16 protein-coding genes are annotated in these 16763 nt (G+C 37.7%); 8 read left to right on the top strand and 8 right to left on the bottom strand.

Translation table 11 applies throughout. The annotated features are described in order from the left end of the window. Nucleotides 1–149: 149 nt before the first annotated feature. From O3C63_06930 to O3C63_06910, 5 genes are all read right to left on the bottom strand, one after another. Nucleotides 150–2327, bottom strand: coding sequence for a hypothetical protein (locus O3C63_06930; GenBank protein MDA0772662.1), 2178 nt, complete (start codon nucleotides 2325–2327; stop codon nucleotides 150–152). Nucleotides 2328–2506: 179 nt separating this feature from the next. Beyond that, nucleotides 2507–3307 (bottom strand): shikimate dehydrogenase, encoded by an 801-nt coding sequence (locus O3C63_06925; protein MDA0772661.1) that lies wholly within the window; start codon nucleotides 3305–3307, stop codon nucleotides 2507–2509. Continuing rightward, on the bottom strand, nucleotides 3291–4877 hold the full coding sequence (locus tag O3C63_06920) for an NTP transferase domain-containing protein (protein ID MDA0772660.1): 1587 nt from the start codon (nucleotides 4875–4877) through the stop codon (nucleotides 3291–3293). Before O3C63_06920 ends, O3C63_06925 begins: the two co-directional genes overlap by 17 nt. Beyond that, nucleotides 4874–5641 (bottom strand): hypothetical protein, encoded by a 768-nt coding sequence (locus tag O3C63_06915; GenBank protein MDA0772659.1) that lies wholly within the window; start codon nucleotides 5639–5641, stop codon nucleotides 4874–4876. Before O3C63_06915 ends, O3C63_06920 begins: the two co-directional genes overlap by 4 nt. Before the next feature lie 52 nt (nucleotides 5642–5693). Continuing rightward, nucleotides 5694–6632 carry a lysylphosphatidylglycerol synthase transmembrane domain-containing protein gene (locus O3C63_06910; protein MDA0772658.1) on the bottom strand — a complete coding sequence of 313 codons (939 nt, stop codon included), beginning with the start codon at nucleotides 6630–6632 and terminating at the stop codon, nucleotides 5694–5696. Nucleotides 6633–6762: 130 nt separating this feature from the next. Between O3C63_06910 and O3C63_06905 the strand changes: the two genes are divergently transcribed. The 3 genes from O3C63_06905 to O3C63_06895 are packed head-to-tail and all read left to right on the top strand — an operon-like array spanning nucleotide 6763 to nucleotide 9049. Beyond that, nucleotides 6763–7854 carry a class II D-tagatose-bisphosphate aldolase, non-catalytic subunit gene (locus O3C63_06905; protein ID MDA0772657.1) on the top strand — a complete coding sequence of 364 codons (1092 nt, stop codon included), beginning with the start codon at nucleotides 6763–6765 and terminating at the stop codon, nucleotides 7852–7854. Continuing rightward, nucleotides 7854–8681, top strand: coding sequence for a hypothetical protein (locus O3C63_06900; GenBank protein ID MDA0772656.1), 828 nt, complete (start codon nucleotides 7854–7856; stop codon nucleotides 8679–8681). The genes O3C63_06905 and O3C63_06900 overlap by 1 nt, the downstream gene beginning before the upstream one ends. Next, nucleotides 8681–9049 (top strand): nuclear transport factor 2 family protein, encoded by a 369-nt coding sequence (locus O3C63_06895; protein ID MDA0772655.1) that lies wholly within the window; start codon nucleotides 8681–8683, stop codon nucleotides 9047–9049. Before O3C63_06900 ends, O3C63_06895 begins: the two co-directional genes overlap by 1 nt. On the opposite strand, the gene O3C63_06890 is transcribed toward O3C63_06895, so the two are convergent. Further along, nucleotides 9019–9681, bottom strand: coding sequence for an HAD family hydrolase (locus O3C63_06890; protein ID MDA0772654.1), 663 nt, complete (start codon nucleotides 9679–9681; stop codon nucleotides 9019–9021). The two genes, O3C63_06895 and O3C63_06890, sit on opposite strands and share 31 nt — an antisense overlap. Continuing rightward, entirely contained in the window at nucleotides 9675–10247 is a 573-nt protein-coding gene (locus O3C63_06885; protein MDA0772653.1) for a hypothetical protein, read from the bottom strand. The genes O3C63_06890 and O3C63_06885 overlap by 7 nt, the downstream gene beginning before the upstream one ends. Nucleotides 10248–10268: 21 nt before the next feature. On the opposite strand from O3C63_06885, the gene O3C63_06880 reads away from it, so the two are divergent. From O3C63_06880 to O3C63_06860, 5 genes are read left to right on the top strand one after another with little or no spacing between them, the layout of a single operon-like run. After that, a complete protein-coding gene (locus O3C63_06880) occupies nucleotides 10269–10646 on the top strand; it encodes a GtrA family protein (protein MDA0772652.1) in 378 nt (125 codons plus the stop codon). 12 nt (nucleotides 10647–10658) lie between these two features. After that, nucleotides 10659–12752: a zeta toxin family protein gene (locus tag O3C63_06875; protein ID MDA0772651.1), complete on the top strand. Its 2094-nt coding sequence runs from the start codon at nucleotides 10659–10661 to the stop codon at nucleotides 12750–12752. Next, nucleotides 12749–13783 (top strand): class II aldolase/adducin family protein, encoded by a 1035-nt coding sequence (locus O3C63_06870; protein ID MDA0772650.1) that lies wholly within the window; start codon nucleotides 12749–12751, stop codon nucleotides 13781–13783. The genes O3C63_06875 and O3C63_06870 overlap by 4 nt, the downstream gene beginning before the upstream one ends. Further along, on the top strand, nucleotides 13780–15345 hold the full coding sequence (locus O3C63_06865) for a sugar phosphate nucleotidyltransferase (protein ID MDA0772649.1): 1566 nt from the start codon (nucleotides 13780–13782) through the stop codon (nucleotides 15343–15345). Before O3C63_06870 ends, O3C63_06865 begins: the two co-directional genes overlap by 4 nt. After that, nucleotides 15342–16043, top strand: coding sequence for a glycosyltransferase family 2 protein (locus tag O3C63_06860; protein MDA0772648.1), 702 nt, complete (start codon nucleotides 15342–15344; stop codon nucleotides 16041–16043). Before O3C63_06865 ends, O3C63_06860 begins: the two co-directional genes overlap by 4 nt. Here O3C63_06860 and O3C63_06855 read toward each other — a convergent pair. Beyond that, complete coding sequence (locus O3C63_06855) at nucleotides 16040–16612, bottom strand: hypothetical protein (protein MDA0772647.1); 573 nt, start codon at nucleotides 16610–16612, stop codon at nucleotides 16040–16042. The two genes, O3C63_06860 and O3C63_06855, sit on opposite strands and share 4 nt — an antisense overlap. Nucleotides 16613–16763 lie beyond the last annotated feature (151 nt).

Here is a 16763-nt window from a genome sequence, read left to right as displayed (position 1 = left end):
TAAGTACTATTGGGGTGCAAATAATGAGTTTTTTCAATGTGTAATCAAGTGATTTTAGAAATGATCGTTGAGAGATTGACATTAATTTAGTTTATCATTTTTTGTGTGTAGGCCAATGGAAATAGAGTTACAGGAAGAATTGCTGGTGACTAAGGGGAATTAGGTTCTATTTTGGGTGTGTAATCGTCAAGAGACTCGCCTGGATGTGACTGACGACTAGCTTCTGGTACTGTCACCGGATTGGCTTTGGCTCCCATCGAAAGAGATGCTGCAAATAGTACGTCAGTTTGGGCAAGATCATGTTGGGCTTTACGGAACAGTGGTTCGAGTTGTGCTTTGGAGTTTGCTTTGATTAATTTACCATCATTCCCTAGGGTTAGTTGGAAATTATAAATATTGCGTCTACCAATAGTCCAATAGTATTCTTGTTGCAACTCTTCTTTTTCTTGATCGCTAAAGCTATAGTTTTTCGCTTTAAATTTTAGCAGTAAGCTTGTTGGAGAGGATTTGAGTTTGATGATTTCAAAAAGTTGTGGGTCATTCATCCTAGTAAGGGCCTGTTCTGATAGCTCATTGACTGGACTAATTACCGTTCGCATTACCTTATTTTCAAATTGTTTATATTCTCTAGTGATCAGAATATAATCTGCATTCAATTCTTGTAGTAATAATGGATTCAGAAGATAAATTGCGGTAATTTTTGAAATGGTGTCTGCCGAATAAAAATGTCCGCCAACACCATAGAAGCCAGCTAGATTAGTGTAGGAAGAGTTAATATGTAAGAATTCAGTGTCTATCATTACATCTCCTGATTTATGTATCTTCTCTAATTCGGCAATAAGTTCTCTTTGTGATTGTGGTATGGCAAATGTTTTGAAAGATTCTGGTTTGAAAATTACTGGATAAGCGATAGTCATTAAAGAGAAAAGATAGATTAAATTTAATTGCTTTGGAATTTTAATTTGCCAGTGTTCAGCAATAAATAGCAAAATATAAAGCATGAAAATCATTTGCGAGTAAAATAGGAACCTTTGAGTGTCTTTGGGATAGGGTTCAAAAACATATAGAAATGGCACAAGCATACTTGCTGAAGCGGCAAAGTACAAAATAGACTTTTTGAAGTTTTGAAAGTGAAAACTATCTATTAAAAAAAGAAGAGTTGCAATTACGAAAAGTAAGAGGAATGATTTTAGACTATACCAAGAAAATAATGGAACCGTAACCATTTGATCTAATTGGATGCTTGTGATTTTTGGCAAATAGTTTTGAGTATCTGCATTCAGCATGGCATACCACCTGAGTCCAGGCTTGAATACAAGTGCTTCAACCCCATTTAACTGAGTTAGAGGCTTCATGAGAGTGAGGAATTTACCGAGAGCTAAACAAGAAGCGATGCTTGCAATGAAAATTGTCCTTTCTTGACTCCAATTCTTATTGAAAAGAGATTCAACAATAAAAAAGCTGATAGCACCAACTATTAAGGGATACCAATTTGCAGGGAAGCTGAAATAAAGAAAAAAAGAAAGGCAACTTAAAATCAAGAGTGCATGCTTGTAATTTTGTTTCTCTAGGCTCAGAAAAATTATGATCAAAACTATAGTGCAGGAAAAAGTAAGGGTCTGAGTTCTGGAAAAGAGCCAAGAAATAGTTGAACTGCCTTGCAATATTGAGTAGCCATGAATAAAAACAGTAGTCAATATGATTGACCAAGTTGTAGATTTACAGATCAGATTAAATAAACTAAAAAGAAGAATAACCGATAGAGTAACTTGCAAGCCCAGCTGGATAGCTGAGGCTTGAAAAATATCAAAGCCACAGAGTATTTTATATAAAGCAGAGCTAGCGACTATGCCAAAATGGTAGCCGTTAAAGCTTTGTGCGAAGTCAAAGTATGCTGTGGGTGGATATATCTGGTTATTAACAATACTACTAATTACTGCAAAGTGAAATTTAGCTGAATCTCCAATGTATAGATTCTTATAGGCTGCAATGAAGCCAAGAATCAGAGCATAGAAAATAATTGATAAGTTGAGTTCTGATATTTTGGTTTCTTTGATATAGTTCTTGATGTTTTTAATATCGCTTAAAAACCAAATTGCTAGTATAAAAGTGTTTAAATAGCATGCTTGGCTAAAACTATTCAAGACATAGGCTGCAAAGTGAGTAACTAGTAAAAAAGCTGAAAAGCCAATTACTAAATCAATCGCAATTTTGCCTATTTGGGGTAAAGCCACCAAGCAAGGGTTAGTTCTTAATAAGTTGTTGCTGAGTTTATAACCAAACCAGTTGAGAATGACTAATAATAGTAATAAAAGCAGATATGACATAGCTACAGTATATTATGACTAAGGCTATAATGTAATCAATTTTTATGGGAATTGGTTACATTATAGGTGTCTGCGCGTTGATATAATCCTTATTTTCTAAGCTTTTTCTTTAGTAAATCTAGGAGTGTATTCTTTAAATCTCAGATTTTTAGGGAATACATTCCTAGATTTACTAATTTCTACACAAACCCATTCAATCTCATCGCTTCATCGATCTTTTCAATATCAGGCCAAATCCCAGTATAAATAGAAAATTGTTTTTGTAATTGATATTTAGACATTTCAAAACCTGGTGATAGTTTCATGCCGCGTTTACGAGCTTCAGCGATTAAGGCAGTGTCTGTAGTAGAGACTGGTAAGTCAAATAAAGACTCAACTTGATCTAGTAGTTCAAAGAGCACAGTGTTGCTTGGGTCTTTACTGGCCGGACTTGTATTGATTAAAAGCTCAAATTTATGAGACTTTGCCTCGTTATGATTTAGTGCCGTGATTTTGTATTTATCAGCTATCGCTTGAGCATTGGTTTGATTTCTGGCTGTGATAAAAATCTCGCTGCAGCCAAACTTGTGCAAGGCTGTGATTACAGATGCTGTTACGCTGCCTGAGCCGTAAACTAAAGCTGACTTCGGTTTGAAAATATTGTCAATGACTTGAAAGGCTCCATAACAATCAGTGTTATAGCCAGTGAGTTTGCCATCTTTATTTGTAATCGTGTTTACTGACTGAGTCGCTTGAGAGAGTTCTTCTAGCTCATCGAGGTAAGGAATGACTTGCCCTTTAAGTGGCATCGAAATGCTACAACCGCTGATGTCTAGAGTACGTATCGCTTCAATTAACTTGGCTGCGTCTAATACTTTGCGAGGTAAGTAGACAGCATCGATATCGAGCTGCTTGAATAGGTAGTTATAAACACTAGCTCCAAAATTGCCAGGTTGAGAAGAAGCGGAGAAAAATAATTGAGTTTTATTTCCCAGAGGCATTTTTATGTTCCTTTAGTGCATCAGATAGTAGCTTGACGCCAAGAGCACGCAAGAGCTTGTCAAAAGGATTGTGGTGCAGAGGTGACATATTGAGATAAATCAAAGCACGTAGCATATGCACTCTTGCAAGATCTAAGCCTTGTTCTTTGATAAAGTCAGCCAGTATATTTTCATATTTGTTACTAAGATATCTCGTTGCAAAATCGATAGTAACCTTGTCACCGTCTTCGTGATAGCTCATTAGATTTTTTTTGACATAGTCATAGTTTAGTAGAATGCCACCAACCATTTTGGCAAGGTCATAATACCAATCACCAAACTCTACATGACCAGCAAAGTCTTGTCGCCAATCAATCAGAGCAAACTCACCGGTCTTCTCGTTATAAATTACATTGTCAAACTGCAAGTCTCCATGCATGAATACCGGAATACCGTCTTCTAATTCATCCCATGGCACTTGAGCTATTAGTTCACTACAACTTGGAAGCTTTTCGCCATCTAGGATAAATGATTTGTCATCTCCAGGGTATTTAGCAAAATATTTTTCGAGTCTTTGTTTAGTCTTCTCGAAATAGAAATGATGACAAGCCTTGGTAAAGACTTTGGGGTCTACCTCGACTGGTTTCCAAAGTTCTTTTTTGAGCCATTGCAGGAACTTGGTGAAGCGCTCTGGTGAATTGAGGTCATAGAGCACATCACCAGGCAGAAACTCATAAGCATAGAATTGATCTTTGTGAAAACTAATTTGCGGGAAGACAGCTGGATTGAGAGCTGCTTTCTTTACTCTGAGTTCTGTAATTTTGGCATCGGCAAAAAATTTGATTACTTTATTGTTGATAGTATAGAAAAACTCATTGGATTTACTGAAATTGAAATCCTCATAGAGTGCTCTAACTTCTTGATAAAGATCTTCATTACCAACATCGATCCAATGAATCGGTACTGCTTTAGCCTCGCCATTGGCAACAAGTGCTCTTATTCCGTTGGAGATTTGCAGCTCGCCTCGGATCAAATCCTTGGCTTCAAGTGATTTCCAGAACTTGATATGGTCATGGATGAAACATAGTCCTACAAAGGCTTCGTACTCATTGCCTGATACTCTTTCTTTATCAAAAATCCCAGCGATCTTGCCATCTTTGATTTTGAAATTGCAATAATGTTTAGAATCCTCTGCTGATACTGGCGCAGTACCAAACCAATTCTCTTCTATATCAAGAGGAATGTCATTGGTCCAAAGTGTGTCGCAAGAGACAAAGTAAAATGGTCTATTGAGATGTTCTTTGCAGCAAGCAAGTGAGTAGCCTGGTCCTGTGCCTTCACCTTCAAATTTGTCCACTGTTACATATTCAATATCAGCATCACTGTGAGCAATATCTAAGTAGTTGCGTACTTGATCAGCCTTGAAACCCAGTGAGATAATGAATTTGGTATCATGCGGGAATTGATTAATGATGTGACTAATCACACCTTTGTTATCAATTGGCAGAATTGCTTTGTTGGCAATTTCACAAAACTCACCCATTCGAGTTCCGCGTCCGGAAGTTAGTATACAGACTACAACTTGGCTCATCTATTTACGTGCTCAGCGTCAATACGACCATCAACTCTGGCGGTATCGTCGCTAACCCTAATAACATCGTCTAAGTGAGGAGTTGATACCTCGTATAGTAGTACATCAGTCATTGCCTCAAGGCGATGCAGGCATTCAGGCATTACGTCAATTGAAGAAACTGGATTTAAATCATTGGTGCTGATATCAGCGGGTTGTACAGAATCATTTTCGGCAGCATCGTTTGTTTTGAAATGTAGTCTTGCAGTACCTGAAAACAATACATTGGTCTCACGTTTGAAGCGGTGATACTGCAAAGATGTTTTGGTGCCTTGTTTAATTGCAATTTGTTTTAGGGCATAGTTTGGATGATCATCGCTAATCCACAACTCGTGTCCCCAAGGCTTAATTACTTTTTTGATGTCATCGTACTTAGTTGCAGTCGCAGAACTCTCTGTGATTTTGGTTTCAACTGTACCTGCGATTAATACCCTTGCCCCAGCTGGTAATTTAATTTTGACTCCATCAAGGTTTTCTACTTGAAAACTATCACCTTCAGTAAGAACAAAATCTTGGCCGTTAGCGCTGATATTAATTGCTTCAGCTGTTTGATAGGCATAAACAGTATATGATTTGAGATTTGCTACAGTTATTGTTTCAGTAGCGTTAGCGGCATAAAGGTAATACTCGTAGGGTGAAGCTGCAAAAGGTTGTTTACCACATTGAGTCTCAGCATAATAACTGATTTCATTGCCGCCAAAATATTCTTTTTCCTTAGTGCTCATTTCGATAATAGTATACCACGCAAGACTTGTTCTGAAACTCTCTAGCTAGGCACTAAGTCTCAGGATCTTGTTTGACCCCCCAAACCAGATCCACGAGGTAGCCAAAGCTTGAATGGTAAATCAGCATGCCATAACTGGCTATAGACAAAGCCAGCGCACCTTCAATTGGCAGGTTAAGAAATTTGAAAACACCAACAAAGCTTAGTTCTCTAATCCCTAAGCCACCGACTGTAATCGGCAATACCAGAGCGATAGAGATCAAGGCAATGATCCAAAGAAAGTCAACAAAAGCGACATCAAGATGAATGGCTTGTGCTACTAAGTAGTTGCCAATGATATTAATTGTCTGGAAAATAATACTCAAGAGAATAGCTTTTGAGACTAAAATATATTGTCCGTGCAAAATTTCATTGAAACTATTTTCAAAAGACAAGAGTAATTCATCGAGTTTTTTAATAATTTGTAATTTGCTTAAGCCCTTACTTATAAATCTAAAGATTTTGATGATTAAAGCAGTGTTGAAAATAAGAAGCAGGACTCCGGAGATACTTAAAGCAAATGCGTAAAGCAGCGGCATTAGCTTTTCTTTGTGACTAGAGAGCAGGATTCCAGCGGATCCAACAATTAATAAGCCAATAACACCAATGAGTTTATCTACAAAGACAGAGCAAGTTATTCGAGCAACATCATTTTCTTTGACATCTTTCATTCTATAAATCTTCAGAGCTTCACTTGCAACCTGCCCAGGCATAAAGATTGCATAATAGGCAGAGATTAGGTTTGAGGTGAATAGAGTTGAAAAACGATAGTTTGGTATTAGTAGATTCCATTTATAAGAATTGACTGCGATGCCTAGAACAAAGACAGGGAGGTTGGCTGCGATTAATAAATAATCTACTGATCTAAATAAATCCAGTACGGCACCTAGATTGGAATTGTTGAGAACCAATACAAGGATTAATATTCCAGCTATGTATTTTATATATTTCATGCTACCTAATTGCAAAACTAGCTTATGATAAAAATACCATAATTGGGCATACAATAGGTGTTGAATGATTAGAACAAAGCTAGAAACTACAATGAGATCGAGAAGATGTACGCTTCTGGGAGTGGGGCCCATGAGTGTCAACTGTGTTGATGCATCAATTGAGATTGCAAACGATAATAGAATCCCCTTAATGCTCATTGCAAGTAGAAGGCAAATTGATTCAGCAGATTTTGGTGGAGGTTATGTAAATAATTGGACCACTGAAGAGTTTTCAAAGTATGTTATCGAAAATGACAAAAGAGGTTATGTACTTCTCGCTAGAGACCATGGTGGTCCTTGGCAAAATACTATAGAAAAAGAAAAGAAATTGAGCCTTCGCCAGGCGATGGAATCAGCCAAGAAATCATACGAAGCTGATATTCGTTCCGGTTTTCAAATTATTCATATTGACCCGAGTGAGGATATTTTTGGTAGATCTACTACCGATGAGATTTTAGAAAGAGTCTATGAGTTACTTGATTTTTGCTCTGATATTGCAAATAGAACAAGTAACGATATAGCTTTTGAAATTGGTACCGAAGAGCAAAGTGGTGGCATGAACACCAGTGAGGAACTGGAGCATGTCCTAAGTAGCGTGATGAAATTCTGTGACAAAAACACTATCCAAAAACCATTGTTCGTAGTAATGCAAACAGGCACTAAAGTAATGGAAACCAAAAACGTAGGTACTTTTGATACACCCTTTAGAATTGCTGACGAGATTCCTGCTGAGATTCAAATTCCTAAGATGATAGAGCTTTGCGAGAAATATGGAATCTATATGAAAGAGCACAATACTGACTATCTTTCTACTGAAGCGTTGCGCTGGCACCCCAAGGTTGGAATTCATGCTGCTAACGTAGCACCAGAGTTTGGTGTTGAAGAGACTAGAGCTTTCTTGGAATTGCTTGAAGCTAATAAACAAAAGAAATTAGCCGAGAGATTTTTGCAGCATGCTTACAACTCCAATAAATGGAATAAGTGGATGCTTCCAGGTACAGATGCTACTGATAGAGACAGATCTATCATTGCTGGGCATTATGTTTTTGCAACCCCTGAGTTTTTGGAAATCAAAGCCGAAGCTGTCAAAGCTCTTCCGAGTATTGATATTGAAGCGCATTTGAAAAATCGAGTTAAAGAGTCCATACTGAGATATGTAAAAGGATTTAGGTTAATAGTTTAATGAAAGATACTGCAACAATAATATTGAATAGGAATTTACCTGAGATCACCGATGCACTCCATGATCGCATCATGAAATATGATAAAGCTGAAACTGATATTTTTATCTTAGAAAGTGGTTCAAGTAAAAAAAAATTGTCTAAGAATCACACTTGGCACGCGGATTCTAAGGAAGATGTTGAAACTGGTTTGAGATATGCTAGAGGCTTCAACTATGCCTTGACTAAGCTGTATGAAGAAAAGAAACTTGATAAATATAAGTACATCTTTTTAGTTTGTAATGATGTTCAATTTCCTCAGCAAGAACCAATTGTGAAAACTCTCAGAGAAGAAATTGAAAAGCATCCTCGTATTGGAATTCTTTCACCTTGTGCTGATAACTGGGGTGAAAAACAATTAATGACCGTTGAAAAGGTCAAATACTTTGGTGATGTGCAATTCCTGTCTTGGTTTATTCGCAAAGAATGTTTGCTAGATATCATGACGCCAGACAAACCAAGTAAGATGAACTTCTTGTTTGATGGTAGTAACTTCAGAGGATATGCTGCCGATTTAGAAGTTATAACCAAGGCTTATGTCAATGACTGGGCTGCTGGTATTAGTCGCAAAGTAATTCAAATCGAAGATGATTCACCGCTTAAGACCAAAGCAGATCTTATGGGTACCGATCCTTATGATGTCAACTTGCGCAAGATGGTTGAAGACGGTACACATTGGATGAGAGCCAAATATGGTTTCCATAACCGTTGGAGCTTCCAGGCTTATTCTAAATTTTTTTATGATCAGTTTTTTGTACACTTCCCTGAGTACAAAGAATTTAAGGTTTAATGATGCAAGCAACTAATAATCTTGAACAACTGACTATGCAATACCTTGTGGCTTTTGCTAGTCAAGATCTAGATAGTTTAGAAACTATGTTTAGTGATGGTGTGGTTCTTTTTGATCCGATGATTCAAGAACTTAGATCTAAAGCTAAGGTTTTAGAAATGAATAAGGCTATTTTTGCTGCTACTGAGAAGATCACTTTGATCTCAAAGCGCATCATCGCTGATTCCGCCCAAAACACTGTTGCTGCCCAGCTCAAGCTTGACTTTGATGGCAAGATTATTGATGTTGTAGATATCATTGAATTTAATGAGGCTGGCAAGATAGTTGCAATTACTGCTTACTTGGATTCCAAGCAAGTGACAGGATAGGCTTTAATCCCAAGAGCCTCAGCACCTTTGATATCTTTTTCTAAATTATCACCAATCATAATCACTTCACTAGCTTTTTTACCTAGCTTGGACAAGGCAAGCTCAAAGATCTTAGCTGCAGGTTTCTCCACCCCTGCTTCTTCTGAACTAACAACAAAATCAATATAGTCAGCGATACCAAGTCTGATGATTTTGCGGAGTTGAATTTGTTCAGTAAGATCGGTGACTAGTGAGATTGGAATAGATTTGTTTTTACATTCTTTGAGGAAGGCTAATGCTTTAGTATCGAGTTGCATTTGCCCCATGTAACTAGACCAATAAAGTTCTTCAAGCTCAAGGCTCAAAGCTGCTTGGGTTTTGCCGGTGATGTTTTCAAGTAAACCCTTGCAATAAAGCAGGCGCGAGTGAGAAGAGGCTGTGCCATCAAGTCGTCTGTGACAAGCTTTGCGGGATTTCTCGTATTCTTCTTTTAGTTTAGCCTCTGAGATTTGAGGGAATTCTTGGCTGAGTTTTTGGATACAATCTTCAAGAGCGCGAGCATGACAAATATCATATGGGTACAAACAATTGTCCAAGTCAAGCAAAACAGCTTTGACTTCAGTTAGATCGACATCAGGAAAAATAATTACCATAGCTCTGGCCTCTTCGTGCAAACGGCATCAATCGTTTTGGAGCCAAGTTTGTTTTTGAATAACGCAATGTCTTCGACGGGGTAGCCTTGCAACTCTGGCGAGACCATGCAGAGCTTGAAATTGTCACGAAGTATTGCATAATCCTTATCTGGAAGATGGTAACCATTGAAACAATCTAGCCAAACCCAATCTACTTTGCCAATGAATTTACTAGCTAGTTCTATCGGTTCATATTCTGAATAACGAATAGCAATATCTTTGAGGCCCTGGTTTGAGTGTTTGACCAGATAAGGTAAAGAGAGATCGAGCATGAAATAATCCTTGACTTGATATTTTTTAACTAGTTCAAGAACCCGCTCTTCAAGTCCTTCGGACTTTAGGTTTAAAATAATCAGTGAATGCTTATAAGACTTGAGGTATTCGTCAAAGCTTTCACCTGGCTTAAATGGGTCATGCTGTAGTATCAGCTCACCAGCTTGGTCTCTGAGATCAAGTTCTACGCCATAGCCGGGAGGGACTTGCTGGAGAGCTTTTATGCTGTTGATTCTATGACTAATTTTGAGCATCTGTATTATTATAGAGCTAGTTTGCAAGTCGCTAAACAATTTAGCAAGTTTGTTGTGGTTGGGGTTCTTTCTACCATCGTTAATTACTCTTGTTTTTGGATTTTGCTTGACTACCTGCACTTGAATTATTTGCTTGCATCTGGCTCAGGCTTTATGATTGGTGTCTTTGCTGGCTATGGTCTAAATAAGTCTTGGACTTTTGGACAAAAGCACGAAGTTGATAATCAAGTGACTAAATACTACAGCGTTTATCTTGTCTCTTTGATTTTGGGTTTGTTATTACTTAAAGCACTGACATATTTCTGGGGACTTGAGCCAAAGATCGCTAATATTATAGTGATTGGTTTTACTACTCTGACTAATTTCGCGGGAATAAAGTGCTTAGTCTTTAAAAAATAGAGCCTATTATCAATGAAAAAAATCTTTTACGACCGATTTGGCAATATAAAAGTAGAGGGTTTGGACTCTCCAGTTTTTTTTGTTGGTTTAGTAGTCAAATTAATACTAGCTTTTTTTCTTGCTTCTAATTTTTTATCCGGATTATTTCTGCCATTTGTCAATTTTTTTGTTGATTCATTTCCGGCTAATCCTTATCAGTATTTTTATGAACTTGGCAAGATGGATGTTTTTCCGTATCCGGCTTTGATGTTGTGGATTTTGTCTTTGCCGAAATTAGTGGTTAGTACTTTACTAGGTACTAGCAAATTTAGTATCAATTTTGATCTCTTGCTTTTGAGAATACCTTTGCTTTTGGCTGATCTTGCTATTTTGATGGTGCTATTAAGGTGGCTCAAAAATCAAACTAAGCAAGTCTTGTATCTTTACTGGCTTTCGCCAATTTTGATTTATATCAATTATATGCACGGACAACTTGATGTAATTCCCATTGCATTTTTGTTTCTCAGTCTCCATCTGCTTTTCAAGGAAAAATTCTATCTCTCTTTAGCCCTGCTTGCTGCTGCTTTACTTTGCAAGACTCATATATTTATTGTTTTGCCATTTTATTTCTTCTATATTTGGAAATCAAGAACGGATTGTGTTTCCAAGCTTAAATATTTGGGAGCTGGTCTGCTAATTCATATAGGATTATTTTTCTTGATCAATTCCCCTTATTTAATGAGTGAAGGTTTTAACAATATCGTTTTTCACAACAATCAACAAGCTAAAGTCTTCTCGTCATTGATTCATTTTCCGCAGGACTTGAGCTTTTATATTATTCCAGCAATCTATTTGATATTGATTCTCAATAGCTTGAACTATAAATCTTATAGCCGAGAGATCTTTGTGATGTTTTTAGGCTTTAGTTTTGGGATTCTGACTGTCTTTATTCCACCGATGCAAGGCTGGTATTACTGGACAGTGCCATTTTTGATTTACTTCTACATTCGGCAGCAAGAGGCTCCTCTCTACAATTTTGTGTTATTGAATTTCTGTTATTTTGGCTATTTTGCCCTTATACCTGGTTCTGATTTCTTGCTGCTAAATCAATTTGGAGCAAATGGCTCAAGCTTGTTTCAGGCTTTGCTTGATCAAGGTTTGGACGCCAAGCTTGCGCTCAATCTTGCTTTTACTCTTTTGCAAACTAGCATCGTCATTAATTGCTTATGGATTTATACCAAAGGAATTAAAAGCAATCTCAATTATAAGATCAAAAACAAACCATTATTGGTTGGTATCGGTGGTAACTCTGGTGCTGGCAAAACTACTTTCTCTAATTTGCTTGAAAAAGTTTTTGCGAAGAAAAATACAACGGTGATTCGTGGTGATGATATGCACAAATATGAACGCGGTGATCCAATGTGGAAGATTTATACACACCTCAACCCCAAAGCAAATAAATTACACGAAGACATTAAGCACGCTCAGATGCTCAAAGAAGGCGGTTCTATTAAACGCCGTCACTATGACCATGCTGACGGTCGTTTCACGATACCTAAAGCAGTACAAGCCAATCGCATAATTATTTTTGAAGGCTTGCATCCGTTTTATTTACCAGCGATGCGCCGGCTCTATGACTTCAAGGTTTTTATGAAACCAGAGCAGCAGCTTGCCTTGAAGTGGAAAGTAGCTAGAGATCAAGAAGAGCGCGGGCACAGTGAAGAAAAAGTAGTGCAGCAAATAGAAGAGCGAAAAGAAGACTCTTCTATGTTTATTGAAGTGCAAGAGAAGCATGCTGATTTGGTTGTATCTTATGAAGCTACAGAAACCGTGCAAGCTTTGGTTTTGGAATTTAATAGTGATATTGATTTTGAAGCTTGTTTGAATCAACTTGCTGATCAACAAGATCTGGAAATACAACACTACTACCAAGAAGAAAAGCAGTTCTTGCGTTTTGAGGGTAAGGTAGCTCAAGCCAAAATAGAACAGATTGCTTATGACTTATTGCCTGAGCTTGAAGACATCATACTCGCTGAACCAGAATGGGAAGCTGATGATCGAGGTTTACTGCAATTATTTGCAACTTATAGTATTTTTAAGAGAATGGAGATAGAGGCAAAGGGATGACGAGTATATTAGAGATGAAAAAATATCTCCATAAACTCAAAGAGCTTGAATTGATTTCATCAAGTATCGGAGCTCATCATGATTATGTTCAAGGCGGTGGTGGCAATACTTCCGTCAAACTTGATGACAAATTAATGGCTGTTAAAGCCTCTGGGCATATTCTTAGTGATGTTACTACTGATGCTGCTTATGCTGTAGTTACTTATCCCGAGATAGTTAGTTTCTTGCAGGGGACTAGTGCTGATGACAAGAGCTATGGTGATTTTGTTTCTAATCATACTATCAACTCAGCTAAGGCGTCTATGGAAACTGGTTTGCATACCATGCTAGGCGCTTATGTGATTCATTGTCATTCTACTTATAGTAATTTGATCAATTGTAGTAAGCAAGCCAAACAATTGTTCGATGAACTAGTTGATAGTGATCACAATGCCTTATGGATAGAATACCGGGCTCCTGGTTACCATCTGTCTAAGTTAATCAGTGATGAGGTTATAGCCTTTGAGATAGAGCATGGCATTAAACCAAATATACTTTTTTTGCAGAATCATGGACTCGTGATTAGTGCTGACTCAGCCCGCGAAGCTCTAGATTTACATACCAGGATTAATGAAGACTTGAAACAAGCTTTTGAAATAGAAAGCTATCCAGATGCAAAGCTCAAACAAGATGGCGCTATCTTGTTAAGCGATTCAAGCTACTTGAAACAGAACTTGAGAAAGTATTCTAGTGAACTTAGTTATGATTTCTTCTCAAGAGCGGTTTTCCCTGATCAACGTATCTATTTACAAAACAATATTGCTTTTAGTACTAAGCTGGAAAACAAGATCAATATTGATCTTAAATCTAATACAATTCGTTACAAAACAAATGAGAAAGAAGCACTGGCTATTGAAGAGACATTAATAGCATTGTTTTTTATTATTAATAGTATCGCGGCTGAGAATTTGAACTATATCTCTCAAGAAAGTAGTCAGCATCTTGACAATATGGACAGCGAAAAATATCGCAAGAAGGTGATTGGTCAATGAAAATCATTGTGCCAATGACTGGTGTAGGTAAGCGCTTTGTAGAAGCTGGTTACAAAGATCTTAAACCCTTGATCAAGGTGCATGGCATACCTATTATTGAATATGTCACTAAATTATTTCCTGGCGAAGAAGATATAATTTTTGTCTGTCGTCAAGATGCTCTTGCGGATATTGCGGAGCTGAGAACAACGCTTGAGCGCATTGCTCCAAAGTCCAAGATTGTTGGAATTGAAGGACACAAGCTCGGACCTGTTTATGCTGTCTCCAAAGTCTTTGATTTGATTGATGATGATGAGCAAGTGATAGTGAATTACTGTGACTTCTTTATGAACTGGGACTACGCAGATTTCAAGAAGACTGTCAATGAAGCAGGCTGTGATGGTGCGATCCCTTGCTATACTGGTTTTCATCCTAGTTTGATTCCAGAAAAGAACCTCTATGCTGGCTGCAAGATTGATGCTGATAAATATTTACTAGAGATCAAGGAAAAATACTCTTATACTGCAAATAAGTTTGAATCAGAACATTCGGCTGGAACCTATTACTTCAAGAAAGGCTCTTACGTTAAAAAATACTTTCAAGAATTAATGGATAGAAAAATGGACCTCAATGGTGAATACTATGTCAGTATGGTTTATGAATTGTTGATAGAAGCTGGGCTCAAGACTCTTGTCTATGACAAGGTCCCGCAGTTCTGTCAGTGGGGAACGCCAGAGGATTTTAGTGACTATCTTTATTGGTCTGGGATCTTTGAGAATATCGCTCGCCTGAGTCCGGCTATTGAAAGCTCAGCGAACAAGTTGATACCAATGGCAGGTGCTGGTTCTCGTTTTGTTGAAGAAGGATATACCACACCAAAACCATTATTGGAAGTTTTAAGCAAACCAATGGTTGTTCAAGCGATGGATGCTTTGCCAGGTGCTGGTAACGAGATATTTATTTGTAGAGATTTTCATATTACTGATTACCAAATTGATACTAAACTCAAACAGCATTATCCAGAAGCCGCAATTGTACAAGTCAAAGAGCTCACTGAGGGACAGGCTTCTACTTGCCTGCTGGCAAAGGATTTGATTAATAATGATGAAGAACTGATGATTGGTGCTAGTGACAATGGCATGATTTATGATGCTGTGATGTTTGAGAGCATGAAGCAAGACTATGATGCCTTGGTTTTTAGTTTTAGAAATAATCAATGTGTGGTTGCTAAACCGCAGCAATATGGTTGGATCAAAACTAATGGCACTGATGTGATTGCTGTCTCTGTCAAAAAAGCAATTAGTGATGATCCGATGAATGACCATGCGATTGTTGGTAGTTTTTGGTTTAAACAAGGAAGTCTTTTTGTTGCTGCTGCTGAAGCGATGATCAAAGCTGATACCCGTATTAATAACGAGTTTTATGTCGATGAGGCTATTAATAATCTCGTTGCCATGGGCAAGAAGGTCGGTGTCTTTGAGATTGATTATTATATCTGTTGGGGTACGCCAAATGATTATAGGAGTTTTGAATATTGGCAGCAGTTTTTTGCTGATGCTGATTTTCATTCTTACAAAAGATGAGTATCAAATTATCAATTGTTGTTCCTTGCTATAACGAAGCTGGTAATATACCGCTTATCGTCAAGAAATTTAGTGAATTATTGGTAGAAGGAATTGAGGTTCTTCTAGTAGATAACGGCTCTACTGATGACTCTGCTCAAGTTTTCGCACAAGAATTACAAAATGCCCAAGGAATCAAACTAGTCAAAGTCAAAGTCAACAATGGCTATGGTTATGGTATTTTAGCTGGGCTCAAAGAAGCTCAGGGAGAGGTTCTGGCTTGGACTCATGCTGATATGCAAACTGATCCCAGTGATGTAATTACTGCCTATAATAAATACCTTGATGCTGACGATATTAATACTTTTGTCAAAGCTGCTCGCAAAGAGCGTAAATTACTAGAGACTTTTTTTAGTTGTGGAATGCAAATCCTCGCTTCAATTGTTTTGAAAACTCCACTTGAAGAAATCAATGCTCAGCCTAAATTATTTAGTCGTGACTTCTATAATAAATACCTTAAGCAAGGCGCGCCTGATGATTTCTCTTTGGATCTTTATGCTCTTTATTATGCTTATCGCAATTGCAAAATCATTACTATCCCGGTTTATTTCAATAAGCGCATGCACGGCGAAGCCAAGGGGGGCGGCTCTTGGTCTGGTAGGATCAAGCTCATTAAAAGAACCGTGGCTTATATTTTTGAGCTGGCACGAGTGATTTAAAGAGGCATAGCCTGACTAACAGTATAAATAGCCATTGCTCTATCACTTTTTAAGATTGTGTTTCGAAGCTCTTCGGTAGTAGCTTTGAGCTCTTCTTTTGTTTGTGCTGTTGCATAAGTGCCTTTGATTTTGTATGGTACAAATTGAAGATCTCCTTTACTATAGCCTATTACCCATAAGTATTCTTTATGTAAGGTTGAGACTTGATCTTGAGTGAGGGAGCTAATCCAAGTTTGCCCAACGAATTTGTATAAATGATGAGCGGATGATGCTTTATTAATTGAGAGAATCTCTTCAAAGAGCTGTGGGTCTAGAAGCCTTGGTTTCTGTTTTGCTGCAATTTGAGTGCGAGGTCCAGTTAGAACATAATCAACTTGTAGTTCTTGAAGCAAGAGTGGATTTAAAGTTTGCATTGCAGTCCATCTGGTTTGAATATCAGATTTGTACATTTGACCTCCTTTAACTCCATAGAAACCAGCAAGTTCAGATCCATGATGTCCTAGATGCAAGAACTCAGTATCTAGTAATATGTCACCTGTTTGATGGATCTTTTCAAGCTCAGTAATCATCGCATTATTTGGTAGCCAATAGCCTCCAGGATCGCCTTTGGTGAATTTTTTAGTGGGTATGATTGACAGTATTCCTGGTGTTGAACAAATGGTTAGTAAGCCAAGACAGCATAGAACTATGATCTTGTTTGTTTTGTTTTTTTGTTATTGT

The sequence above is a fragment of the Cyanobacteriota bacterium genome, from assembly GCA_027618255.1.
GTDB lineage: Bacteria > Cyanobacteriota > Vampirovibrionia > LMEP-6097 > LMEP-6097 > JABHOV01.
Note: the sequence above shows the minus strand (reverse complement) of the source record. Positions and strands in the feature narration are given on the sequence as shown.